Below are 22682 nucleotides of genomic sequence, written 5' to 3'. Positions count from 1 at the left end.
TGCCAAGCGCAGATGGAAAAGGGCCCGCGGCAGTTCCGCAGGCCCTTTCCCTTTTAAGAGAGATGAGTTCAGATATTGTCTTTGGTGAGCACGGTGACGCCGGTGTCAGAGGTGGAGCCGTCGCCCGCGTCGCTGCCGTCCAGGGCCGCAACGGCGGCCTTGATGCCCTCATAGCCCATGACGTCGGGGTTCTGGGCCATGGCGCACAGGATGGAGCCGTCCTTGATCAGGCCGAGGATCGTGTCAGATTTGTCAAAGCCCACGCCGATCACGTCGCCGCCGTCTTCCTTGATGGCGTTGCCGGTGCCGACCGTGGTGCCCTCGTTGGTGCCGAAGATGCCCACGCAGCCCTGCGCGATGTAGTTGGTGGCGATGTCTTTGGACTTGGCCGCGTCGCCCTCGCTGTACTGGGTCTCGAGGATCTCGAAGCCGGTGCCCTCAAACGCGGAGCGGAAGCCGTTCTCGCGGTCCACGGTGGAGGTGGTGGCGGCGTTAGTGTTGATGATGCCGATCTTGCCGCTCTCCACGCCCTTGTCGGTCAGGGCTTTCAGCAGCTGCTCGCCGGCGGTCTTGCCCGCGGCCTCGTTGTTGGTGGCAAAGGTCTTGACCGCAGCCAGGTTTGCAGGGGAGTCGACGTAAACGATCTTCACGCCGGCTGCCTGGGCCTCTTTCAGGGCCGCGACGTCCGCATCCGGGCCGTTGGCGGCCAGCAGGATGGCGTCGGCGCCGTCTGCCACTGCGTTGTTGATGCACTCGATCTGTTTGGCGTCGTCCTTGACGTCGGGGGCAGACCATTTGTACTCAACGTTGCCCAGCTCTTCAACGGCTTTCTGGCAGCCCTTGTCCATGTTGACCCAGTGCTGGTCCATCTGGTCCATCGAGATCATATAGATCTTATAGGTCTCGCCGGAACCCGCCGTGGAAGCGGTGGACGCGGTGGACGGAGCGGTGCCGCTGGACACGGGTGCGGAGCTGTCCGAGCCGCCGCAGGCGACCAGCGACAGAGCCATCGCCGCTGCCATGAGGATAGCAAGTGCTTTTTTCATAACAATACCTCCATATTGTCTTTACGGCCTGAGTGCGGCCGCTCTATTGATTAAAGCCATGCGGCTTTAATTTCCGATCGGGACGCCGCTGTGCGCGGCTTATTTCGGCTCGGCCTTGGCGGCTTCGCCTTTCTCCTTGCGGTGGCGGGGCTTGCCGCCGCGCAGCACTACGTCCATGAGCACCGAGACGACCACGATGATGCCGATGACGATGTTGCGGATGGCCACCGGCGCGCCTGCGAACTGCAGGCCGTTCTGCAGCACGCCCCAGATGGAAGCGCCGATGACGGTGCCCAGCAGGATGCCCTGGCCGCCCAGGGTGGATACGCCGCCGATGACCGAGGCCGCGACCGCGTACATCTCGTAGCTGTTGCCCGCGTCCATGGTGCCCATGCCGCTGGTGGCGCAGATGATGAGGCCGACCACGCAGGCGCAGAAAGCGCTGACCAGATACGCCTTGGTGGTGGTGCGCACGATGTTGACGCCGGACAGTTTGGACGCCTCAAGGTTGGACCCGATGGCGTAGATATGGCGGCCGGTGCGGGTGCGGCTGAGCAGGAAATTAAAGATCAGCCAGATCACCACCGCGATCCAGATGGTGTTGTACAGCCCCAGGATCTTGCCGTAATAGAAAAAGTTGCGGAATCCCTCGGCCGCCTCGCCGATGGAATCGGTGTTGTAGTTGTTGTTGGCGATCTGGGCGATGCCGCGGGCGATGGTCATGGTGCCCAGCGTGGCGATGAAAGGCGGCAGCTTGCAGCGGGCCACCAGCTCACCGTTGATGATGCCCACCAGCAGGCAGCAGGCCAGCGTGATCAGCACCGCCGCCCAGGGATTGATGCCCTTGGTCATCATGGTGGCGGACAGCATGCAGCTCATGCCCACCACCGAGCCGATGGACAGGTCGATGTTGCCGGTGATCAGCACAAAGGACTGGCCAATGCCGGTGATCAGGGTGGGGGCGATCTGGCGCAGCAGGTTGCCCACGTTTTTGCCCGAGAAGAAAGACGGGTTCAGGATGCCGAACACGATGCACAGCACTATAAGGCCGATCGTGACCGTGACCACCTGGCCCATGCCGCGGATGGCCATCATCCGCGAGAAAGGGTTTCTCTTTTCGCTCTTTTCCATGTTACCGATGCTCCTTAGCTTCAATTTCAGGCCAGCTGCGGCTTTGCGATCTTGCTCTCAAAGCGGGTGGCATATTCCAGTATCTCGTTCTGGGTGGTCTTGTGGGGGTCCAGCTCGCCGGTGATGCGCCCGTCGCACATCACGATGATGCGGTCGGAAATGCCCATGACCTCCGGCATCTCGGAGGAGACGAACAGCACGCCGATGCCAGCCTTTTTCAGCTCGTTCATCAGGTTGTAGATCTCCACCTTTGCCGCAACGTCGATACCGCGGGTCGGCTCGTCAAAAACCACCACGCGGGAGTTGCGCGCCAGCCACTTGGCCACGACCACTTTCTGCTGGTTGCCACCCGACAGGCTGCCCGCGTCCACCTCGGCGCTGGGCATCTTGATGGACAGGTCTTTCTGCGCTTTTGCGGCCATCTCCCGCTCTTTTTTGCGGTCCACGACCCCCAATTTGCTGCACAGGATGTCAAGGTTCGGCAGCGCGATGTTCTCGCGGATGGAAAGCTTGGTGCAAAGGCCGTCTTTTTTGCGGTCCTCGGGGGCCAGCACGATGCCGGCGCGGATCGCGTCCTCCGGGCGGCGGATGACCACGGGCTTGCCGTCCAGCACCACTTCGCCCGAGTCTTTCTGATCCACCCCGAACAGCGCCCGGGTGGTCTCGGTGCGGCCGGCGCCCATCAGCCCGGCGACACCCACGATCTCGCCCTCCCGCAGCTCAAAATTGATATCGCGCACCATGCGGCCGGCATTGAGGTGCTTCACCTGCAAAATGGTGCGGCCCACCTCGCACTGCACGCGGGGGAACTTCTCTTTGATCTCGCGGCCCACCATGTTGGAGATGATCTCGTCCATGGTGAAATCCGCAAAATTGCCGCTGGTGATGAATTTGCCGTCCCGCATGATGGTCACCCGGTCCACCACGTGCTGCAGCTCCTCCAGCCGGTGAGAGATATAGACGATGCCGCAGCCCTCGTCCCGCAGCTTGTGGATGATGACGAACAGGTCGTCGATCTCCTTGGAGGTCAGCGCCGAGGTCGGCTCGTCCATGATGAGGATGCGCGCGTTGGTGGACAGCGCCTTGGCGATCTCCACCATCTGCTGCTTGGAGACCGCAAGGTCCCCCACCACCGTCTCGGGGTCAATGTTGATATTCAGGCGGTCCAGCACCGCCCGCGCCTCCCGGTTCATCTCACGGCTGGAGAGCAGGACGCCCTTTGTCTTTTCCCTGCCCAGAAAGATGTTTTCGGCCACCGACAGATGGGCGCACATGTTCAGCTCCTGGTGGATGATGGCCACGCCCAGCTCCTGCGCTTTGCGCGGGGTCAGGTCGCCCACCTCCTGCCCGAAGATCTTCATGCTGCCCGAGTCGCGGGTATAAACGCCGCTGAGGACCTTCATCAAAGTGGATTTGCCCGCGCCGTTCTCGCCCAGCAGGGCCATGACCTCCCCCGACCGCAGATCGAAGGACACGTCGTCCAGGGCCTTTACGCCAGGGAACGTTTTATTGATATGGGACAGTTCCACGATCGTCTCCTGCATTCTCACTTCACCGGCCTTTCGTTTTACGGTCTCAGTATAGCATCCGCTGGAAAATATCGGTAGGGGAGTAGCTTTGGCTGGACGGGGGCATTTTTTTGAAGTTTTTGTGCGCAAAAGACATTTTTTACAATAGATCGATTTTCATTTTGTATATATTCCATAATCCGTCTCACAAAAAAAGCGCCGTGCCCGCCCCTGCCCGGCAAGGGGACACAGCGCCCCGATCCCTTTTTTATCCGCCCGCCGCCCCCTCACCCGGGGCAGGCGGCGGCGAGAAAGCGCCCCGTGACCGACGCCGGGCAGGCGGCCAGCGCGGCGGGGGGCCCCTCAAAGATCACCCGGCCGCCGTCCTCGCCGCCGCCCGGCCCCAGATCCACCACCCAGTCCGCCTCCCGGATCAGCTGCCGGTCGTGCTCCACCACGATCACGGTGCCGCCCGCGTCCACCAGCCGGTGCAGCAGCTTCAAAAAGCGCTCCACGTCCAGCGGGTGCAGGCCGGCGGTGGGCTCGTCCAGCAGATAGAGCGCCCCGGCCCCCCGGCTGGCGATCAGTTCCCGCGCCAGGCCCAGCCGCTGCGCCTCGCCGCCCGAGAGGGTGGGCAGGGGCCGGCCCAGCTCCAGATAGGAGAGGCCCGCCTCGTCCAGCAGCTCCAGCCCGCGGCGCAGCCTGGGCTGCCCGGCAAACACGGCCAGCGCCTCTTCCACCGACAGCGCCAGCACGTCGGCGATGGACAGGCCTTGCCAGCGCGCGTCCAGCACCCGCCGCTCAAAACGGCTGCCGCCGCAGGCCGGACAGGTCACCTGCACATCCTCAAAAAACAGCAGATTGCTGGTCACCGTGCCCAGACCCTCGCACCTCTCGCAGCGCCCTCCCCTGACGTTGAAAGAAAAGTCCCTTGCCGTGAGCCCTGCGGCCCTCGCCGCAGGGCTGGCGGCGAACAGGGCCCGGATACCGTCGTACAGCCCAGTATAGGTGGCCACCCCCGACCGGCGCTGCCGCGCAATGGCCGCCTGCTCTGCCAGCACCGTGCCGCCGGGCCCGGGCAGGCCCTCCACTTCGCCCGCGTGCGGCAGCCCCTGGGCGGCGCGGGCCAGCACGTCAAAGACCAGCGTGGACTTGCCGCTGCCCGAGACCCCGGTCACCGCCGTCAGGCATCCGGTGGGCAGGCGCAGCGACACCTCTTTCAGGTTGTGCAGCGTCACCCCCCGCAGCAGGATGCTCCCGCCGTCCCCGGGGCGCGGCGTGCGGCGGGGACAGGGCGCGCCGGCGCGGGCCAGCCATGCCCCGGTGACCGAGCCGGGCTGGCGCAGCAGGCTGTCCCAGCTGCCCTGGCCCACCACCTCGCCGCCGTGCCTGCCCGCCCCCGGGCCCAGATCGATCAGCCAGTCCGCCGCCCGCATCACCTCCGGGTCGTGCTCGATCACCACCACCGTATTGCCCAGATCGCGCAGCTCCCTGAGCAGGGCCACCAGGCCCGCGGTGTCGGCGGGGTGCAGGCCCACGGTGGGCTCGTCCAGCAGGTAGAGCACGCCGGAGATCTCGGCGTCCAGAGCCGCGGCGAGGCGCAGCCGCTGCGCTTCGCCGCCCGACAGGGTGGACGTCTGCCGGTCCGGGGTGAGATAACCCAGCCCTACCCGGCACAGCCGCCGCAGCTTGGTGTCTGCGTCGGCAAGATAATCCCCGGCCAGCAGCAGGCTGTCCCGCGGCAACCCCTCCCGGAGACCTGCCAGCCACCGCCGCAGACCGTCCAGCGGCAGGGCCGCCAGCTGCGGCAGCCGCACGCCCGCCACCTGGGCGGCGCGGCTCTCCGGGGCCAGCCGCTCGCCTTTGCAGGCCGGGCAGGGTCCATAGACAAAATAATCTCCCAGAGCCAAAGGATCGCCGCCCTTTTCCGACAGACGGCGCCAGAGGGTGGCAAATACGCCCTCGAACCGCCCCTGCGCGGCGGTGCGCGGCGGCTCCTTATCCGGGAACAGGCGCCGCGCCTCTTCGCCGCCGGTGCCGTGCAGCAGCAGACCGCGCTGGGCCGCGGAAAATCGTCCCAGCGGCAGGTCCCTGTCCGGCTGCGGCAGGCCGTAGTATTCCAGCGCCGCGCGATAAAGCCCGATCTGGTACTCGCCGTACCTGTGACGCCAAAACGCCACCGCGCCCTGCTCCAGCGGGAGATCTTCGCGCAGCACCGCCGCCTCGTCCACCCGGTGCAGGCGGCCCAGGCCCTGGCAGACCGGGCAGGCGCCCTCGCGGGTATTGAAAGAAAAATGGCTGCGGGTGAGTTTGTCCAGGCGGCCGCCGCAGCTGCTGCAATACTGATAGACCCGGAACTCCCCGTTCCTTTTTTCGGTCTCTTCGCGGCACTGATCGGCGCGGATCAGCGCGCCGCAGAGGGGACAGGCCCGCTGGCAGAGCTTTTCAAAGATCATGCGCAGGCCGGTGGTGATGCCGGTGACCGTGCCCATCGTGGAGCGTGGGCTGCGGTTGGCCCCCGCCTGCCCGATCTGGATGGCGGGGCAGGCGCCCCGCACCCGGTCCACCTCCGGCTTGCGGATGCCCTGATAGGCCATGGCCTCAAGATACTGGCGCTGGCACTCGTTGTAAAGCAGGTCGATGGCCAGCGTGGACTTGCCGCTGCCGGATACCCCGGTAAGCACGGTGAGCTTGTTTTTGGGGATCGCCACAGTGATGTTTTTCAGGTTGCCCTGGCGCGCGCCCTCGATCAGGATATGGTCCATGGTCCCTCCTTTAATAAGGTGTGTACAGGCTCGGATGTTCTGACATTATAGCAAACACCGGCAAAAAAGCCAAAACCCAAATCTGCGGTCCGCCCCGCCCGCCCATAAAAAAACAGCCGCCAGGCGGCTGTTTTTTGTTCTGCGGCCCGGCCGCCCTCTGCGGCGGCGCCGTTTCTCTTTTTACGGGCGTTTCCCCCCTCACTTGGTGCGGTGCGGGTCATAGCCCTCCTGCTTGCTCAGGGTGTGAAAATCCTCGCGCCGGTATTCGCGCACCAGACGCCCCTGCTCCACCACCAGCAGCCGGTCGGCCACCGACAGGCTGTCGGAGATATTCACCGACAGCAGCACCGTCGCCACCCCGCGCCCGCGCAGCATCTCCAGCAGCCCGATGATGTGGTGGCGCAGATACATGTCCGCGCCCAGAAAAGGCTGCATGCAGAACACCGCGCCCGGGTGGTACAGGTGCATGCGGTAATAGACCAGGTCGTACCGCTGCTGATGGGTGAGGGCGCCCACATCCCGCTCATAGACCGCGCCGCCCAGAAAGCGCTCGTATTCCCGGGCAATGCTGCGCCGCAGGGCGGGGCTGCGCCAGAGGCGGCCGTCCCGCCGGTCGGCAAGGAAGCAGAGGTTGTCCAGCGCGCTCAGCTCCGGGAACAGCATGGTGTGCGCCGGGTCCTCGCCGATGAAGCCCAGCTCCTGTCCCGGCTTTTCCCGCCCCCGGCCGGGCCGCAGGGGCGCGCCGCCCACCTGCACCATGCCCGAGGCGGGCGGGCGCTCCCGGTTCATCAGCGCCATCAGGTCGGTCAGGATGGTGTTGCTGCGGTCCAGGATGGTCAGGCACTCCCCCGGCCAGAGGGAAAAGCTGAGCGCCCGCATCGCGCCGCAGGTGACCCTGTCCAGACGAACCACCGGCTGCCGGTCCGCGCGCTCGCGCGGGGGGCCGGCTGGGCGGCTGAAGTCCAGCGAGCGCCGCCAGATGGCCTCGTCGTTCTGAAACGGCCGGTTCAGGTTCAGCGCGATGCCGCCGTTTTCCATCACCGCCACCCGGTCGCAGACCGGAAAGGCCTCCTCATGGTGGGCACAGATATAAAGGAAAGAAAAGCCCTGTCCCGCATAGTGGCGCAGCAGCTTTTGAAAGCGCTCCAGGTCTGCGGCGGACAGCACGTTGCTGATCTCCCGCACCACGATCAGGCGGGTGCCCGCGATCACCGCCTTGAGCACCTCCACCGCGCAGCGCTCATAGCCGGACAGCTCGGACACCGGCTCGTCTGCGGAGATGGGCAGGTCCAGCTCGCCCACAAACTGCGCCAGCTGTCCGCGCAGCACCCGGGGTTCCACCAGATACTTCTTAAAGCCCCGGCGCAGCACAAAGACGTTGTCCGCCACGGTCAGGTCGTCCACCAGCCGCCTGCGCCGGTCGATCACCGAGACCCGGTTTTCCGTCATGGGGCTTTTCTGGTAGCTGTTGACCAGCCGCTCGCCAAAATAGACAAAGCCGTAGTGCAGCGGCAGGTTTTGCTGCAGCAGCTCCACCAGGTCGTCCCGGCCCTGATCGTTCATCGACAGCAGGCCCACGATCTCCCCCCGGAAGATATGCAGGCTGAAATTGTCCAGCCGCGTCACGCCGTCCACGATGCGGGTGACCCGGTCCATGCGCAGGATCTCTTCTTTCATCCCGTCACCTTCGCGTCGCGGGTGGTGCGGGGCAGTGTGATCTCCACGTCGGTGCCCACGCCGGGGGTGGAATAGATGCACAGCCCGTACTGCTCGCCGAACAGCAGCTTGATGCGGTTGTTCACATTGACCAGCGCGATGCCGCCCTGCCGCTCGGCGTCCGCGCGCACATAGTCCAGCCGGGTGACGGCCAGCTGGCCGTTGAGCTGGTCCAGCGCCTGCTGTTCCATGCCCAGGCCGTCGTCCGACACGGTGATGATGAGCCGCTTTGCCGTGCCCTCCAGCTTGATGCGCAGGTTTCCGCGGCCGATCTTACGCTCCACCCCGTGCACGATGGAGTTCTCCACAATGGGCTGCAGCGTCAGCTTCGGGATGCGGCAGCGCAGCAGCTCGGCCCGGTCGCCCTCGTCGCAGACGACCTCCAGCTGCAGCCGCTCGCCGAAGCGGTACTGCTGGATGAGAAAATAGTTTTCGATATTGTCCAGCTCGTCCTCCAGCGTGACCAGATTTTCCAGGTTGGAGATGGTGTAGCGGAAAAAGGTCGCCAGCGCCTCGGTCATCTGGGCCACCGTGTCCAGGCCGGCGGCGATGGCCTCGCCGCGGATGCCCTCCAGCGTGTTGTATAAAAAGTGGGGGTTGATCTGGTTTTGCAGCGCCAGATACTGGGCCTGGCGCTTGGTCGCCCCGATCAGATCGTTGGTGGTCAAAAACTCCTGCAGCTTTGAAAAGGCCGCCTCGGTGGCCGGGCTGATGGGACAGCGCTGCTGCGACACCCCCTGCAGCGTGTAGCCGCCTGAAAACAGCTCCATCATCTTTTCACTCTCGCGGAAAGGCGCCGCCAGCCCGCGGCGCACGCCCGCGATCAGCGCCGCGTAGAGCAGCGCGGCGGGCGCCAGCGCCCACAGCAGCCACCGCGCGGAAAAGCAGGCCGCCGCCAGCAGCGCCAGCAGCAGCGCGCTGAAAGCCAGCAGCGCCGCCAGCGCCGTGCGCACCCTGCCGGAGAGATATTTCTCCCTGTTTTTCATTGCTCAGCACCGCCCTTTTCCCTCCGCCTCAGGAGTACAGCTTGCGAAACTCCCCCGGCTTGATGCCGGTCACTTTTTTAAAGCTTTTGGTGAAATATTTCAGGTCGGAATACCCCACCCGCCCGCAGATCTCAGACACCGGCAGGCTGGTCTCCTTGAGCAGCTCCTTGGCCCGCTCCATGCGCACCTCCGACAGATACTCCACAAAATTCTGCCCGGTCTCCTTTTTGAACAGGGAGCTGAAATAGGACGCGTTGAACCCCACCACCCCGCTCACCTCTTCCAGGGTGAGCGGCTCGCCCGCATGCTCCTGGATATACTGCTTGGCGGTGCGGATGGGGCGGGTATCCTCCTGCCGCTTCTGCTCGATGAGCGCAGTCAGGGACCCGCTCACCGCCGCTTCCAGCTCGTCCCACACCTGCTCCGCAGAGGAACACAGGTCCGCCCGGGCCAGAAACGCGTCCAAAAATCCATCCGCCCCGGGCAGGTCGTAGTGCAGGTTGCGCAGCAGCAGCACAAAGGTGCTGCACACCTCGCCCGCCAGATACAGCACCTCGCCGCCGGTGGCGGTCTCAGACGCCAGCAGGTCGGCGCGCAGCAGCCGCACCGCCCCCAGCACCGGGGCCGGGTCCAGGATCTCCAGCCCGGCCTCCATCGCCTTGCTCACGTCGGCCAACAGCTCGCGCCCGCGGGGGAAGCCCTCGGCCCGGGGCGGGGCCTCCAACAGCTTGCCCGCCCCCTCTACCAGGCGCTGGTCCAGCGCCCGGTGCACGTCCTCCACCGAGGCGGGCAGCCCGGCGGGCGAGTCGGCCACCCGGCCCTGGCCGATGGTGAACTGCTCGGGGAAAAAGGATTTCTGCACCTTCATCTTATCCAGCGCCGCTTTCAGCTGGCGGCGCACGGCCGGGCGATCCTGCGGCGCATAATTCACCACGCCCCAGACGCGGGAGCCCTGAAAGCAGAATTCCAGCTCGGTGCAGACGGGGCGCAGCAGGCCCCGCAGGATGCGGGAGAGCTTTTCCTCCAGCACCTTGAAAGCCCCGGAGGTCAGCAGCTCATGGCCGCCGTCGATCTTGACCCCCACCGCCTCAAAGCACCCGGGCCGAAAGGCATAGTGGTAGTCCTGATTGAGACGGTCCAGATCCAGCGCCTCGGCGGGCGGCTCGCGCTGCAGCAGCAGGCCGGTGAACAGGCCGGCGCGCAGCCTGTCGATATCGCTTTGCAGCTGCAGCCGCAGCTGCTCTTCCTTTGACACCTGATCGGTGCGGTGGCGGTAGCGCTCGCGCATCTTTTCCAGCGTGGCGGACAGCTCCTCCCGCTTGATGGGTTTGAGCAGGTAATCCCCCACGCCGTACTTGATCGCGGTCTGGGCGTACTCAAAATGCCGGTAGCCGCTGATGATGATGAACTCCAGCTGCTCATCCAGCTGCTTGGCGCGGCTGATCAGCTCCAGCCCGTCGCAGCCCGGCATGCGGATGTCGGTGACCATCAGGTCCGGCGAGAGGCGCTCCACCAGCTCCAGCGCCTCGAGCCCGTTATGGGCCGTGCCCACGATCTCCATCTCAAAGGCCGACCAATCCACCAGACTGCAGATCAGGCGGCACACCTTTTCCTCATCGTCCGCAACGACGACCTTGATCATTGGACTCTTCCCCCTTTCGCCTCCGGCGCGCAGCGCCGGGCCTCCCGGGACCTCTTTTCCTTAGCGTATCGCTTTTCACCTTATTCGTCAAACAGTTCGTACTCCACCGCGCCGCACAGCAGATGGTAAAGGGCCAGATGACATTCCTGGATGCGGTAGGTCTCCTGCTCGGGCGCGATCAGGGCCAGGCTGGCCAGCTGCGCCAGCCTGCCGCCGTCCCGCCCGGTCAGCCCGATGGACGGGATGCCCAGCGCCCGGGCGGTCTGCACCGCCGCCGCCACATTCGCCGCGCCGCCCGAGGTGCTGATGCCGATCAGCAGGTCTCCCGGCGCGCCGTAGGCCAGCACCTGCTGGGCGTAGACCAGCACCGGGTCCACATCGTTGGCAAAGGCGGAGAGGGCGGCGGCATGCGCGGTGAGCGAGATGGCGGGCAGTCCCCGCTGCAGCTTTGCCGCGACGGCCGTCCCCTCTTTGCCGAACTCGGCCCTCATCGCGTCGGCAAACTCCTGTTCCACCGGGCGGCGCAGCAAAAAGCCTTTCAGCAGCTCGCCTGCGATGTGGTCGCAGTCGGCGCAGCTGCCGCCGTTGCCGCACAGCAGCAGCTTGCCCCCGGCCGCAAAGGTGTCGGTGAGCAGGCCCACGGCTTCCAGCACCGCGCTCCGCAGGGGCGCAAGCCGCGGCTGACGCTCAAAAAAATCCTCATAAAATTCCACAGTTTTCTGTTTCATCGCTTCTCCCTTCTTCTGTTTCACGGTTTTCGTTCTGCGTCCTGCCGGGCACGCGCCGCATCGGCTTTCAGTTTTGCAAATAACCTTTCCTTCAGCGGCTGAGGCTGCCGGATCGTCATAAGCAAAATAAGTAAACTAAACAAACTTTAAAGCCGCTTTCTCCCGCCCGGCTTTAAGCTCTGCAGACGACTTTCTGTCCGGCGGCTGAGGCCGGCTGTGCGCGGGGCGTATCGTTCTTTCGGCGCGCGGGGGACGGGGGCCGCTCAACCCTCTTTTTGCCGCTCCAGCCGGTAGGCCGCCACGGTGAGGGCGGCCAGATCGCCCACCGACTCGGTCAGCCCGGCGGGCACCACTGCGCAGGTGGCCAGGGCCGCAGGCAGGGCCTCCTTTTCCAGCACCTCCCGGGCGGCGGGCCACAGCTCCCCGCGGGAGCGGACGAAGATGCTGCCGATCACGATGCGCTCCGGGTTGAGCAGGTCGATCAGGATCGCCAGCCCTCTGCCCAGCATGCGCCCCGACTCGGCCAGAATCGCCTTTGCCAGCGCATCCCCCTGCTTTGCCGCCCGGCCCACCTTCTCGGCGGTCAGACCGGGCAGGTCCTGCGGGGTGGGGCACAGGGCCGGGCGGCCGCCCCGCTGCTGTTCCGCGCGGACGAGATCGGCCGCCAGCTGAGCGATGCCGCCGCCGCTGCAAAACCCCTCAAACGAGCCGATCTTGCCGTAACCCACCGGCCCGTGCTCCGCCAGCCGGATATGACCGGTCTCGCCGGCAAAATCGCAGGCGCCCTCGTAGAGCTTGCCGTTCAGGATCAGTCCGGCCCCCAGGCCGGTGCCAAAGGTCATAAAGATCATATTTTCACAGCCGCGGCCCGCGCCCATCCGCCACTCGGCCAGCGCGCCCGCATTGGCGTCGTTGCACAAAAAAGCGGGCAGGCCCAGCCGCTTTTCAAAAAAGCCGGTCACCGGCACCGCGTCCCAGCCGGGCAGGTTGGGGGGCGACAGGATCAGGCCCGCCCTGGAATCCAGCGGGCCGCCGCAGCTGATCCCCACTGCGGCCGGCGCGTCTCCCGCACCGGCGCAAAGCCGCTGCGCGTCCTCTGCCAGCAGTGCCAGCATTTCGCGGGCCGCCAGCCCGGCCGTGGCCCGCGCCGGCCCCCGCTCCAGCAGCCGCACCCCGCCGCGCCCGGCGGTCTCCCCCAGCGACACCGCGCACTTGGTGCCGCCGATGTCCACACCGATCAGTTTCACGCGCATCCCCTCCTTTGTTTTCCCGACCCCGCCGCGCCCGGCGTCCCAACGCGGGGGGTTAGCCCGCATCCGGCCGGGCGTCCGCTCAGGGAAAGCCCAGCCAGCCCAATAGGGCGGGCAGGTCCGCAAAATCGCCGGTGACGGCGTCCGCACCGGCGCGGATCAGCCGCTCCCGCTTGACCGGATTCACCCCGTGCCGGGCCTCCTCGTCGGTGGCGGCCCCCAGCGTGAAAGCGCCGCACTCGGCCCCCAGCGCGATCTCCACCTTGCCGTCCCCCACCAGCAGCAGTTCGCCGCCCGGCAGGCCTTTTTCGTCCAGGATCATGCGCAGCACCGCCTCTTTTGAACAGGCGGCCTGCCGCTCCGGCGCGCCCTTGATGGCGGTGAAGCGATCCGCCACACCCAGGGCCGCCGCCTCCCGCAGCACGTCGCCGTGGTCGGTGCCGCTGGCCAGGTAGACCTCCACGCCGTGGGCCTGCAGAGCCTGCAAAAATGCGGCCGCGCCCGCGATCAGGTAATCCTCCGGCCGGTCCTCCCCCCGCTCCAGGCGCGCCAGACGCGCGCCCACCTGCTCCATCAGGCGGCGGTTGTACTCGTCCTTGTACCACCACTCGTCCCGCCCCGGCACGCCGCGGCACGCCGCTTCGACCCGCTGGGCAAGCCAGCGCATCTGATATACGGTCTGGATGCCGGTGGAGGCGTCGATGTAATCGTCCACCTCCCGCTGCAGTGCCTCGGACGCCTCGGACGCCGGGCCGCCGCTGATGCTCTCCAGCATCAGCGGGCGCATCACCTTTTCCCAGCCGCAGCGCAGCGTGGAAAAGGTGCCGTCAAAATCAAAGATCGCGGCCCGGATCTTGCCCCCGGGCAGGCGGTCGGGGTGGAGGATCTCCAGCTGTCTCTTTTCGCTTATGCCGTTCATGCGTAATTCTCCCTGTATTTTTTCAAAATTTCTTCGCCGGTGGCGGTGCCGGTGGTGCCGATCTTTTTTACGGTCACGCCGGAAGCCAGGTTGGCAAAGGCCAGCGCCTCCGCGCCCGGCGCGCCGGCCGCAAAAGCGCAGGCAAACGCGGAGAGGAAAGTGTCCCCCGCGCCCACGATGTCTACCGGCGGCTTGGCCGGCACGGTGGGGGCCAGCACCGCGCCGTCCGCCCCGCACCACAGCGCCCCGCGCCCGCCCAGCGTCACCACTACCGGGCGGCCGTTCTTTTTTTGCAGCGCGCAGCCGATCTGCGCGTATTCCTCATCGGTCAGGGTGAGGCCGGTGATGTCCCGCCCGATGGCGAGAGCCGCCTCCACCTCATTGGGTTTGACGATAACGCCTGTGTACTCGGTCGCCTTTTCACGGCTGTCCACGATGACCGGCATCTTCTGTGCCAGCGCCGACAGCCGCGCGCGCACCGCCGGGGTGATCACGCCGCAGCGATACTGATCGGACACGGCGATCACATCCGCCCGCGCTGCGGCCCCGTCCAGCGCCGCCAGCACCCGGGCTTCCTCCTCGGGGCCGATGGGCTCAAAATTCTCAAAATCCAGCCGCGGGTCCTCGTACGTCACGTCCGAAATGCCCATGCGCACCGGCTTGCAGTAGCAGGGGGTCAGCCCCCGGGCGCTTTTCAGGATGCGGGCCGTGTCGATGCCGTGGTCCTCGAACCACCGGTCCAGCAGAAAACCGCGCCAGTCCTCGCCGATCACCGAGACGGGCAGCAGCTCCGCCACGCCGAGGGCGTGGACGTTGTTTATCACGTTGCCGCACCCGCCCGGGGTATAGCTCTCGCGCACGACGGGCAGCGGGAAGTGGGGCGTCTCGCGGGAAAGGCGGCTGCGCTTCATGTCCGCGTACCAGTAAAGGTCCAGACAGACGTCGCCTATGACACAGATCTTTACTTTTTTGATCGCCTGCGCGATCTCTTGGACCCTGTTTTCGGTCAGGAGCACCTGCTGCAGCATGATCGGCCCGCCTTTCTCACGCCCGGTCCCGCAGCCGCGCATACAGGCTGGGGATCGTCGCTTCGTGGTTGCCGCAGATGTACAGCCCGGTGCCGCCCTGGGAAGTGGGCCGGTTGATGACGTTCTTGCGCGGCCGGTAATAATAGTCGTACTTGTCCTTGCCGATGTCGGTTCGGTAATCCCCCAGGGGCAGGATGTCAAAATTCGCAGTGGTGATGTGAAAGGTGGGATACCCCTGATTGCGCGCGATGGAGAGCGCTTTCAAAAAGACCTCCGCGCCGGTGACGGCCGAGCCGATGTTCATGTGGACCCCGCCGTCCAGCATGGCGATGGAGTGGCAGAAATACCCGAAATCCACCCCGCTGGCCCGGCCGATGGCCGCATAGTCGGCGGCCGGATGCTGGTGGATGATGTCGGTGCCGATGGTGACGTGATAGGTCATGGGCACCCCCATCTCCCAGGCGCGGTAAAAGACGCAGTCCTCCAGATGGGGAAAGCGGGATTTGTGCGCGTCCGCGTAGGCGGCCAGGCTCTGTCCATAACCATATCCTTTCGCCGCGCCCTCGCGGATGGCCTCGTTCATCCACAGGCCGGTCTCCTCCCACATGCCGAAGCTGCCGTCCTCAATGGCGGTGGGCACATGCTCGGAGGTGCCGCCGAGATACGCCAGCTCAAAGTCATGGATGCTGCCCGCACCGTTGGAGGCCAGATGGCTGATATAGCCGTGTTCCATCAGCCAGATCAGATAGCGCGAGAGACCGCATTTGATCACATGCGCGCCGATAAAGCAGGTGACGGTCCGGCCCTCCTCTTTTGCCTGGGCCAGCTTTTGTACCAGCAGGTCGAACTCGGGGCTGTGAAACAGATCGTCCTCCTGGGCGCCGGGGGTGCGCAGGTTGTCGATGCGCACCAGATTATAGCGGTCTTTGGCCGTGAAAGTCCTGGTCTTGGAAAAATCGATGGATCGCGGCTGAAACATAGCGGTCTGCCTCCTTCAAAGCAAGGGGACGGGCGGCCGGCAGGGGCCCGGCACGGCGCGCCGGGTCAAAGCCCGCCGCCCGTCTGAAAATAAAGATGCCCATATTTTTAAAATCACTTTACAAATTCGTGCAAATTTATTATAATGGAAGCAGACCAAAAAAGCAAGCCCCGGCGGGGGAGTGCGGAGGGAACAGGATGAAAAAAGCGGCGGGCGGCAACGCCCGGGACATGAAGCATGCCAACCGTCTGCAGGTGCTGCAGCTGCTGTGCACAGAGGGGCCGCTGCCCCGGGCCGAGATCGCCCGGCGCACCGGGCTGACCAAGATGACCACCTCCAACATCACGGCGGATCTGCTGGAGGCCGGGCTGGCCGCCGAGCTGCCGGCCGGGCGTATGCCGGGGGGCGGCGCCGGGCGCACCCCGGCGCTGCTGGGCCTTTCCGCCTGCTCGCCCTGTGTACTGGGCATCTTCATCGGCCGCCGCCACTGCGGGGTGCTGATCTGCGACCTGGCCGCCACAGTGCTGGCCGAGGAGACGTTCTATTATGAGGGCCGCCTGGACGGGGAAACACTGATCGACACGATCGTAAATCTGTTTTATAAAGTGCGCGCCCGCTGCGGCCGCAAACTGCTGGGCGCGGGCATTTCGGCGGTGGGCCCCCTCAACGCCAGCACCGGCACCCTGCTCTCGCCGCCCAACTTTTACGGCATCTGCAACCTGCCGGTGCGGGAGCTGCTGGCCGCGCGTCTGGGCCTGCCCTGCGCGCTCATCCACGACTCTTCCGGCGGGGCGCTGGCCGAGCAGCTCTACGGCGCCGGGCGCGGGCTGGACGATTTTCTCTATCTGCACCTGCAGGACGGCATCGGCGCCGGGCTGGTGGCCAACGGCGAGCTGTTTGACGGGGCGGTGGGGCTGGGCGGCGAGCTGGGCCACACCTCCATCAATTTCGACGGCCCGCCCTGCCCCTGCGGCAACCGCGGCTGTCTGGAACTGTACGCCAATGACCAGGCACTGGCCGCCGATCTGCTGCGCCTGCGCGGAGAGAGCGCCCCCGCAGGGGGAAAAGCGCCTGCTTTCCGCGAGATCGTGGACCTGGCGGGCGCCGGCGACGGCCCCGCCGCGGCTGCGCTGGACAGCTTCTGCAGCTATGTCTCCTACGCGCTGGTAAACTGCCTGAACATCGTGGACGCCCACCGGGTCTTTGTGGGCTACCGGGGCGGGGAGGCCGGCCTGCTGGAGCGCCTTTTGGAGAGCAAGGTCAACAGCCGTCTGCTTGCGGGTGAATGCCGCCGGGTGCGGGTGGAGCGCTCCCGCTTTCTCAACCGGGCCCCGGTCTTCGGCGCGGTGGCGCTGGTGGCGCGTCAGGTCTTTCGCGGCGAACTGCCCGTGCTGCCCGGGACTTGAGGGAGTGGGACGCGCGCGGACAGGCGGCCCGGCCGCAGGGCCGCCTTTCTTCTGCGCGCGGCGGCCGCGCGCCGCTCTCACACGGCGGGACGGCGCCGCCCCCGTTTCTGTAAAAGCTCTTTCTGTAAAAAGGAAAGCGCACGTCCAAAAGCAGCATGCCGCGGCAGAAAAAGGACCGCGCACAACCGCCGCAGATCCCGCGGAACACCGTCGCACGGCGGGCCTTTTTCAGAAAAGGGTCCGCATAAGCGCCCCGGCGGCCGCATGCGCGTCCGCTTTTCACAGTGCCTTTCGGTCTCAGCCTCCCGGGCGGCGGTTCTCCGCCCGGGGCAGGAGGGCGAAATCCGCGCGGCGGACGTTTTTCGGAGTGCACTTTTACAAAAAGCTCCCCCGCGCTGCAAAGTCGGATCCGGCTAAGCGGCAGCGCGGGGGAGTGGGAACGGCTTTCGGCCGTGTCCGGTCATCTCGTCAAAAGGAAGCCTGGCCGCGGCCGGGCAAAGGAGGACTCAGGATGGAATTTGCAAAAGAGAGGGAATACGTGGGCGACCTGGCCCAGCTTTTCGAGCTGCGTGAAACGCGCCTTTGCGGCGGCAGGGCCGAGGGCGTCCGGGCGGTGCTGCTCTCCGACGGCGCGGGCATGGAGATGATGCTGCTGCCCGACCGCTGCCTTGACCTGTACAGCCTGAAATACCGGGGCCGGAATCTGGGTTACCTCACCCCCACAGGGGTGGTGGGGCCCGCCTTTTACGACCGCCGGGGAGACGGCTGGCTGAAAAGCTACGGCGCGGGCTTTCTGGCCACCTGCGGGCTGTCCAACATCGGCTCTGCTTGTGAGGACGCCGGCGAAGCGCTGGGCCTGCACGGCGAACTGGCCAACACCCCGGCCGAGCGGCTCTGCGTCTCCGTAGAAGAAGAAAACGGCCTTCCGGTGGCCCGGGTGACCGCATGGATGCGCAGCGCGGCCCTCTTCGGCGGCAATTTGACCCTTGCCCGCACCGTGACGGTGCGCTACCGCTCCGGCCGGGTGGAGCTGACCGACGTGATCTGCAACGAGGGGTTTGAGACAAAGCCCTATATGACCCTTTACCACTTCAATATGGGCTATCCGCTGCTCAGCGAGCAGGCCAGGCTCTCGATCCCCACCCGGTGCGTCACGCCGCGCTCCCCTCATGCGGCCGCCCACGCGCAGGACTATCTGCGCATCACCCCGCCCAGTGCGCCTTATGAAGAGATGTGCTACTACCACGACCTTGAGACGGATGCGGAGGGTTTTTCCGCCGTGGGCATCGAAAACCCGGCTGAAAAGCTGGCCGTCTCGATCCGTTTCGACCGGCGTGCGCTGGACCATTTCGTGCAGTGGAAAATGCTGGGCAAGGGCGATTACGCCATGGGGCTCGAACCCTGCAACGCCACCATCGACGGCCGGGCGGACGCCCGCGCCAACGGCAGCCTGAAATTTCTCGCGCCGGGCGAAAAGACGGTCCACCGCCTTGCAGTCACGGTCGGCGAACACCTGTAAGCCTGGGGGCTTCCCCACGGGAGCTCAAAAAAGGACCGACGCGCTGCGGCGCGCCGGTCCTTTTTGTTCCATTCTCTCAATTTTTGCAGCGCCGCTCCGCGCCTCCAGCGTCGTCCCTATCTCTTTCCACGCACCTGTTTTTAGGGACCTGCTTCCATAAAAGGGGCGCCCATTGAAAATGAAAAGGCCTGCCACCGGGCCAAAAGCATTTTCATCAATTCACTCTGAGAAAAACCGTCTCTTTATCCTCAGACGACAAGAAGCAAGATTCTCTGCGCCCGTCAATATCCGGCTGTGCTGCCCGATAAAAGCGGCGACCGCCGCGCAACAAAATCAGAATGCAGCACGATATTTTTTATCGACTGCTCCGGGCACTCGATCCGCTCCAGGATCTGCCGTCCCGCGGTGCGCCCCAGTTCCTTCGCCGGCTGCCGCACCATATGCATACGGCGCATATTATAATTGGCCCGGTCTGTGTCATCATACCCGACCATGGAAAACCCGTGCCCGATTTTGATGTCATGCTCATTCAGATAATAAAGCACGTCGTCCGCCATCACATTGTTGCCCACCACTACCGCCGTACAGCCCAGCTCCAACAGGCGCGCAACATGGGGAACCGCACTGCGGCTCATCGAGTCGCCATACTGCACAAAGCCCTCTTCTACCGGCAAACGATAATCCTCCATCGCGTCCCGGTAGGCGGCAAGGCGCTCCGTCGTAGTGGACAACCGCATCAGGCCTGCGATATAGCCTATGCGGGTGTGCCCTTCCTGCACCAGGGTCTCCACACTGGCATAGATGGAATCATAATTTGAAATGGTGATGGTGTCACAGGGGCACCCCTGCAGGGAACGGTCAATGAACACCATGGGCAGCGGGGCGGAAAGCGTGCAGGAGAACTCTTTGTAGCTCTCCATGGTGCTGGCGACGATCAGCCCGTCCACAATGCCGCTGGACAACGCGTGTAAATGATCGGCCTCCCGTTGTTTCGTCTCCTTAGTGTTGGCAAGAATGAGCCGCATGTTCTTTTTTGCGATCACGCTTTCCACCTCTTCTATGATGGTGGAAAAAAACTCGTTGGCGATATCCGGCACAATAAACCCTATCAGGTTTTTGCGGCCCGTTTTGAAGCTGCGCGCCATCGCGTCCGGGCTGTAATCCAGTTTCTCAATGCTCTCCAGCACTCTGGCCCGAGTGTCGGGCGCCACAAAACGGGTGTTATTGATCACGTGGCTCACGGTCGCCACTGAAACACCGGCATGACGAGCCACATCTCTCATACTTGACTTTGCCACCGCAAACCATCCCCATCATGATATAAATAGATACAATTTTTAAAACAAAAAGCAGAATCGGCCTCTAAATTTCATATTTAATGACTAATTTTTAAAATCATTTCATCAAACGTATTTAAAACCGTTTATTTCAAATGTTAAATACTGTTAAATCCAGTATAGTTTTGCTTTTTTGGTTTGTCAAGGGGCGCTGTGTTTAATTTTTTCCGAAACAGTTACGTGTAAACTATCCACAAAATTTACTTATCAACTTTATAAATTTATATCAATTGACATACCTGATAAAAAAGTTTATTCTTAAAGCAGTTCAGAAAAACGGTTGCGCAAACGGTTCACAATTTGCATCTGCTTTTTTCTTTCCTCTTTTTAATGAAATTCCGATGATCTGCGGAGTGCCGAACGTTGGAAGCAAACGATTAACGAGAGAGAACCATGTAGAAGCGAACCGAAAAGTTCTCATAAAGCAAAGTACAGAGCAGAGATAGCAACCGTTTACTTACAAAGCATTACTCACCGAAAGACAGGAGGTCGAACTTTTTGGAAGGCAAGATGAAAGTTGCCGTGATGAACGGCATCGGCAAAATGGGCTTTACCGAGCGGGAGATCCCGCAGCCAAAACCCGACGAGGTGCTGGTCAAGCTGGAGTACGTGGGCATCTGCGGCAGCGATCTGCACTACTACGAGAGCGGGCGCATCGGCGACTATATCGTGGAGCCGCCCTTTGTGCTGGGGCACGAGCCGGGCGGCACGGTGGTGGAGGTCGGCAGCGCCGTCACCCACCTGAAAGTCGGCGACCGGGTGGCGCTGGAGCCGGGCAAGACCTGCGGGCACTGTGAGTTCTGCCGCACCGGCCGCTACAACCTCTGCCCGGACGTGGTCTTTTTCGCCACACCGCCTGTCGACGGCGTTTTTCAGGAGTATGTGGCGCACGAGGCCGCCCTCTGCTTCAAGCTGCCGGACAACGTCTCCACGCTGGAGGGCGCCCTCATCGAGCCCCTGGCGGTCGGCTTCCACGCCGCCAACCAGGGCGGCGCCGAGGCGGGCCAGGTGGCGGTGGTCAGCGGCGCGGGCTGCATCGGCCTGGTTTCGATGATGGCCCTGCGGGCCAAAGGCGTGTCCAAGGTCTATGTGATCGACATCATGTCCAAGCGGCTGGACAAGGCGCTGGAGCTGGGCGCCACCGGGGTGATCAACGCCGCTGAGACCGACCCCGTCGAGGCGGTGAAAGCCCTTACCGGCGGCCGGGGCTGCGACCTCTTCATCGAGACCGCCGGCACCGAGATCACCACCCGGCAGGCCATCCAGATCGCCAAAAAGGGTTCCACCATCGTGCTGGTGGGCTATTCCAAGTCCGGCGAGATGACCCTGCCGATGAGCCTGGCGCTGGACAAAGAGCTGACCTTTAAGACCGTATTCCGCTATCGCCATATCTACCCCATGGCCATCGAGGCTGTGGCGGAGGGCAAGGTGGACCTGAAAGGCATCGTCACCGATATCTTTGACTTTGACGACATCCAGAACGCCATGGACAAAAGCGTGTCCAACAAGGCCGAGATCGTCAAAGCGGTCGTGAAGATCGCCAAATAACTCTTTTCGCCGCATTGCCCGGGAAACCCAGTACCGGGCTGTATAGATGCAAAAAACCAAAAAGGAGAAAGAACATGAAAAAGGTAGTAGCACTCGTATTGGCACTGGCAATGTCCCTCTCCCTCGTCGCCTGCGGCGGCTCCGACAGCAGCTCGGCCGCCCCGTCCAGCGGCACCCCCTCCAGCGCGGCTTCCACCGCGGGCAAAGATCTGTCCGACATCACGGTCGCTTATGTCTGTTCTGAGCTGACCAACGAGATCTTCGCCATGCAGGTCGAGGCCATGGAGGCTTATGCCAAAGAGATCGGCGTCAACTTCGTGTACAAACAGACCAAGGACACCGGTGAAAAGATCACCGCCTGCGAGAACTATATCTCCTCCGGCGTAGACGCCATCATCTGCCACGTGCAGGACGGCCCCGCCATGGTGGACGTGGTGAACGAGGCCCACAATGCGGGCGTCAAGTTCTTCGCTTATGACACCGACGTAGAGGGCGCTGACACCTTCTATGGCTGGGATAACTACGACTACGGCTATGCCATCGGCACCAACGCCGCCAACTGGGTCAACGAGACCTTTGAAAAGGGCGACACCGTTTACGCCGCCTCCTGCAACCACACCGCCAACTTCCTGATCATCCGTGAGCAGGGCTACAAGGCCGCGCTCGAAGAGCTCTGCCCCGATATCACTGTGGAGTGGGTCGCTGAGGGCATCGGCGGCAACGCTGCCAACGGCGTCACCGCGGGCGAAAACTTCCTGCAGACCGGCAAAGACATCAACCTGGTCGTCGGCATCAACGACGGCGGCTGCCTGGGCGTGCTCGAGGCTTTCAACGCGGCTGGTTACGGCGGCGACAAGGTGGGCATCTTCGCGGGCGACGCCACCAACGACGCGCTGAACGCGGTCAAAGAGGGCGGCATCTATCGCGGCACCGTCACCACCGGCCTGGTCTCTCTCGCTCCCGACTTTATCGACCTGGCTGTCAAGCTGGCCCAGGGCGAGGCTGTCGACCGCGAGAACCTCGGACCGACCACCCTCATCACTGCTGAAAACGTCGACGAGTTCATGTAAGCCGGCAAGCTGAGACCATATTGATTTATTAAGAAACAAGGCCTGGGGGGATGTAGGGGAATCGCTTACATCCCCTCCGGTTTTACCAAGAGACAAGGCGGTGA

The 22682-nt window shown here is 64.0% G+C and carries 17 protein-coding genes; 4 read left to right on the top strand and 13 right to left on the bottom strand.

The window, feature by feature from the left end; translation table 11 throughout:
* Positions 1-68: 68 nt before the first annotated feature.
* The 12 genes from H8S23_RS09925 to H8S23_RS09870 all read right to left on the bottom strand — a co-directional run bounded on the left by H8S23_RS09925 (position 69) and on the right by H8S23_RS09870 (position 15698).
* Positions 69-1046, bottom strand: a complete 978-nt coding sequence (locus H8S23_RS09925) for a substrate-binding domain-containing protein (protein WP_186888187.1) — start codon at positions 1044-1046, stop codon at positions 69-71.
* Positions 1047-1145: 99 nt separating this feature from the next.
* Positions 1146-2177, bottom strand: coding sequence for an ABC transporter permease (locus H8S23_RS09920; RefSeq protein WP_186888186.1), 1032 nt, complete (start codon positions 2175-2177; stop codon positions 1146-1148).
* A gap of 26 nt (positions 2178-2203) precedes the next feature.
* Complete coding sequence (locus H8S23_RS09915) at positions 2204-3721, bottom strand: sugar ABC transporter ATP-binding protein (protein ID WP_186888185.1); 1518 nt, start codon at positions 3719-3721, stop codon at positions 2204-2206.
* Positions 3722-3972: 251 nt separating this feature from the next.
* On the bottom strand, positions 3973-6450 hold the full coding sequence (locus H8S23_RS09910; RefSeq protein WP_186888184.1) for an excinuclease ABC subunit UvrA: 2478 nt from the start codon (positions 6448-6450) through the stop codon (positions 3973-3975).
* A gap of 198 nt (positions 6451-6648) precedes the next feature.
* Complete coding sequence (locus tag H8S23_RS09905; RefSeq protein WP_186888183.1) at positions 6649-8127, bottom strand: ATP-binding cassette domain-containing protein; 1479 nt, start codon at positions 8125-8127, stop codon at positions 6649-6651.
* Complete coding sequence (locus H8S23_RS09900; RefSeq protein ID WP_186888182.1) at positions 8124-9152, bottom strand: sensor histidine kinase; 1029 nt, start codon at positions 9150-9152, stop codon at positions 8124-8126. Before H8S23_RS09900 ends, H8S23_RS09905 begins: the two co-directional genes overlap by 4 nt.
* A 28-nt stretch (positions 9153-9180) precedes the next feature.
* Complete coding sequence (locus H8S23_RS09895) at positions 9181-10794, bottom strand: response regulator transcription factor (protein WP_186888181.1); 1614 nt, start codon at positions 10792-10794, stop codon at positions 9181-9183.
* 80 nt (positions 10795-10874) lie between these two features.
* The gene (locus H8S23_RS09890; RefSeq protein WP_186888180.1) at positions 10875-11522 is read right to left on the bottom strand and encodes a D-sedoheptulose-7-phosphate isomerase; all 648 of its coding nucleotides are present in this window, start codon (positions 11520-11522) and stop codon (positions 10875-10877) included.
* A gap of 263 nt (positions 11523-11785) precedes the next feature.
* Positions 11786-12775, bottom strand: coding sequence for an ROK family protein (locus H8S23_RS09885; protein ID WP_186888179.1), 990 nt, complete (start codon positions 12773-12775; stop codon positions 11786-11788).
* A gap of 79 nt (positions 12776-12854) precedes the next feature.
* On the bottom strand, positions 12855-13691 hold the full coding sequence (locus H8S23_RS09880; RefSeq protein ID WP_186888178.1) for an HAD family hydrolase: 837 nt from the start codon (positions 13689-13691) through the stop codon (positions 12855-12857).
* Positions 13688-14719 (bottom strand): bifunctional heptose 7-phosphate kinase/heptose 1-phosphate adenyltransferase, encoded by a 1032-nt coding sequence (locus H8S23_RS09875; protein WP_186888177.1) that lies wholly within the window; start codon positions 14717-14719, stop codon positions 13688-13690. The genes H8S23_RS09880 and H8S23_RS09875 overlap by 4 nt, the downstream gene beginning before the upstream one ends.
* A gap of 16 nt (positions 14720-14735) precedes the next feature.
* Positions 14736-15698 (bottom strand): GSU2086 family protein, encoded by a 963-nt coding sequence (locus H8S23_RS09870; protein WP_186888176.1) that lies wholly within the window; start codon positions 15696-15698, stop codon positions 14736-14738.
* Positions 15699-15895: 197 nt separating this feature from the next.
* Here H8S23_RS09870 and H8S23_RS09865 point away from each other — a divergent pair, with 197 nt between their 5' ends.
* Both H8S23_RS09865 and H8S23_RS09860 read left to right on the top strand, forming a co-directional pair.
* Positions 15896-17104 (top strand): ROK family transcriptional regulator, encoded by a 1209-nt coding sequence (locus H8S23_RS09865; protein WP_186888175.1) that lies wholly within the window; start codon positions 15896-15898, stop codon positions 17102-17104.
* Positions 17105-17615: 511 nt separating this feature from the next.
* Complete coding sequence (locus H8S23_RS09860; RefSeq protein ID WP_186888174.1) at positions 17616-18623, top strand: aldose 1-epimerase family protein; 1008 nt, start codon at positions 17616-17618, stop codon at positions 18621-18623.
* Positions 18624-18904: 281 nt separating this feature from the next.
* Here H8S23_RS09860 and H8S23_RS09855 read toward each other — a convergent pair whose 3' ends face one another.
* Positions 18905-19921, bottom strand: a complete 1017-nt coding sequence (locus H8S23_RS09855; RefSeq protein WP_186888173.1) for a substrate-binding domain-containing protein — start codon at positions 19919-19921, stop codon at positions 18905-18907.
* Between the two features lie 537 nt (positions 19922-20458).
* Here H8S23_RS09855 and H8S23_RS09850 point away from each other — a divergent pair.
* Together H8S23_RS09850 and H8S23_RS09845 are read left to right on the top strand one after the other, a co-directional pair.
* A complete protein-coding gene (locus tag H8S23_RS09850; protein WP_186888172.1) occupies positions 20459-21508 on the top strand; it encodes an NAD(P)-dependent alcohol dehydrogenase in 1050 nt (349 codons plus the stop codon).
* A gap of 74 nt (positions 21509-21582) precedes the next feature.
* A complete protein-coding gene (locus tag H8S23_RS09845; protein WP_186888171.1) occupies positions 21583-22578 on the top strand; it encodes a sugar ABC transporter substrate-binding protein in 996 nt (331 codons plus the stop codon).
* The last annotated feature ends 104 nt before the right edge of the window (positions 22579-22682 follow it).

Source organism: Anaerofilum hominis, from assembly GCF_014287275.1.
GTDB lineage: Bacteria > Bacillota > Clostridia > Oscillospirales > Ruminococcaceae > Pygmaiobacter > Pygmaiobacter hominis.
This window is presented reverse-complemented; position numbering and strand designations above follow the sequence as displayed.

What these genes read in the sequence shown, in the direction of transcription:
- H8S23_RS09845 (WP_186888171.1), top strand. Translation starts at nt 21,583, where the DNA reads ATGAAAAAGGTAGTAGCACTCGTATTGGCACTGGCAATGTCCCTCTCC.
- H8S23_RS09915 (WP_186888185.1), bottom strand. Translation starts at nt 3,721, where the DNA reads ATGCAGGAGACGATCGTGGAACTGTCCCATATCAATAAAACGTTCCCT.
- H8S23_RS09865 (WP_186888175.1), top strand. Translation starts at nt 15,896, where the DNA reads ATGAAAAAAGCGGCGGGCGGCAACGCCCGGGACATGAAGCATGCCAAC.
- H8S23_RS09900 (WP_186888182.1), bottom strand. Translation starts at nt 9,152, where the DNA reads ATGAAAAACAGGGAGAAATATCTCTCCGGCAGGGTGCGCACGGCGCTG.
- H8S23_RS09875 (WP_186888177.1), bottom strand. Translation starts at nt 14,719, where the DNA reads ATGCTGCAGCAGGTGCTCCTGACCGAAAACAGGGTCCAAGAGATCGCG.
- H8S23_RS09920 (WP_186888186.1), bottom strand. Translation starts at nt 2,177, where the DNA reads ATGGAAAAGAGCGAAAAGAGAAACCCTTTCTCGCGGATGATGGCCATC.
- H8S23_RS09870 (WP_186888176.1), bottom strand. Translation starts at nt 15,698, where the DNA reads ATGTTTCAGCCGCGATCCATCGATTTTTCCAAGACCAGGACTTTCACG.
- H8S23_RS09860 (WP_186888174.1), top strand. Translation starts at nt 17,616, where the DNA reads ATGGAATTTGCAAAAGAGAGGGAATACGTGGGCGACCTGGCCCAGCTT.
- H8S23_RS09925 (WP_186888187.1), bottom strand. Translation starts at nt 1,046, where the DNA reads ATGAAAAAAGCACTTGCTATCCTCATGGCAGCGGCGATGGCTCTGTCG.
- H8S23_RS09880 (WP_186888178.1), bottom strand. Translation starts at nt 13,691, where the DNA reads ATGAACGGCATAAGCGAAAAGAGACAGCTGGAGATCCTCCACCCCGAC.
- H8S23_RS09910 (WP_186888184.1), bottom strand. Translation starts at nt 6,450, where the DNA reads ATGGACCATATCCTGATCGAGGGCGCGCGCCAGGGCAACCTGAAAAAC.
- H8S23_RS09895 (WP_186888181.1), bottom strand. Translation starts at nt 10,794, where the DNA reads ATGATCAAGGTCGTCGTTGCGGACGATGAGGAAAAGGTGTGCCGCCTG.
- H8S23_RS09905 (WP_186888183.1), bottom strand. Translation starts at nt 8,127, where the DNA reads ATGAAAGAAGAGATCCTGCGCATGGACCGGGTCACCCGCATCGTGGAC.
- H8S23_RS09890 (WP_186888180.1), bottom strand. Translation starts at nt 11,522, where the DNA reads ATGAAACAGAAAACTGTGGAATTTTATGAGGATTTTTTTGAGCGTCAG.
- H8S23_RS09885 (WP_186888179.1), bottom strand. Translation starts at nt 12,775, where the DNA reads ATGCGCGTGAAACTGATCGGTGTGGACATCGGCGGCACCAAGTGCGCG.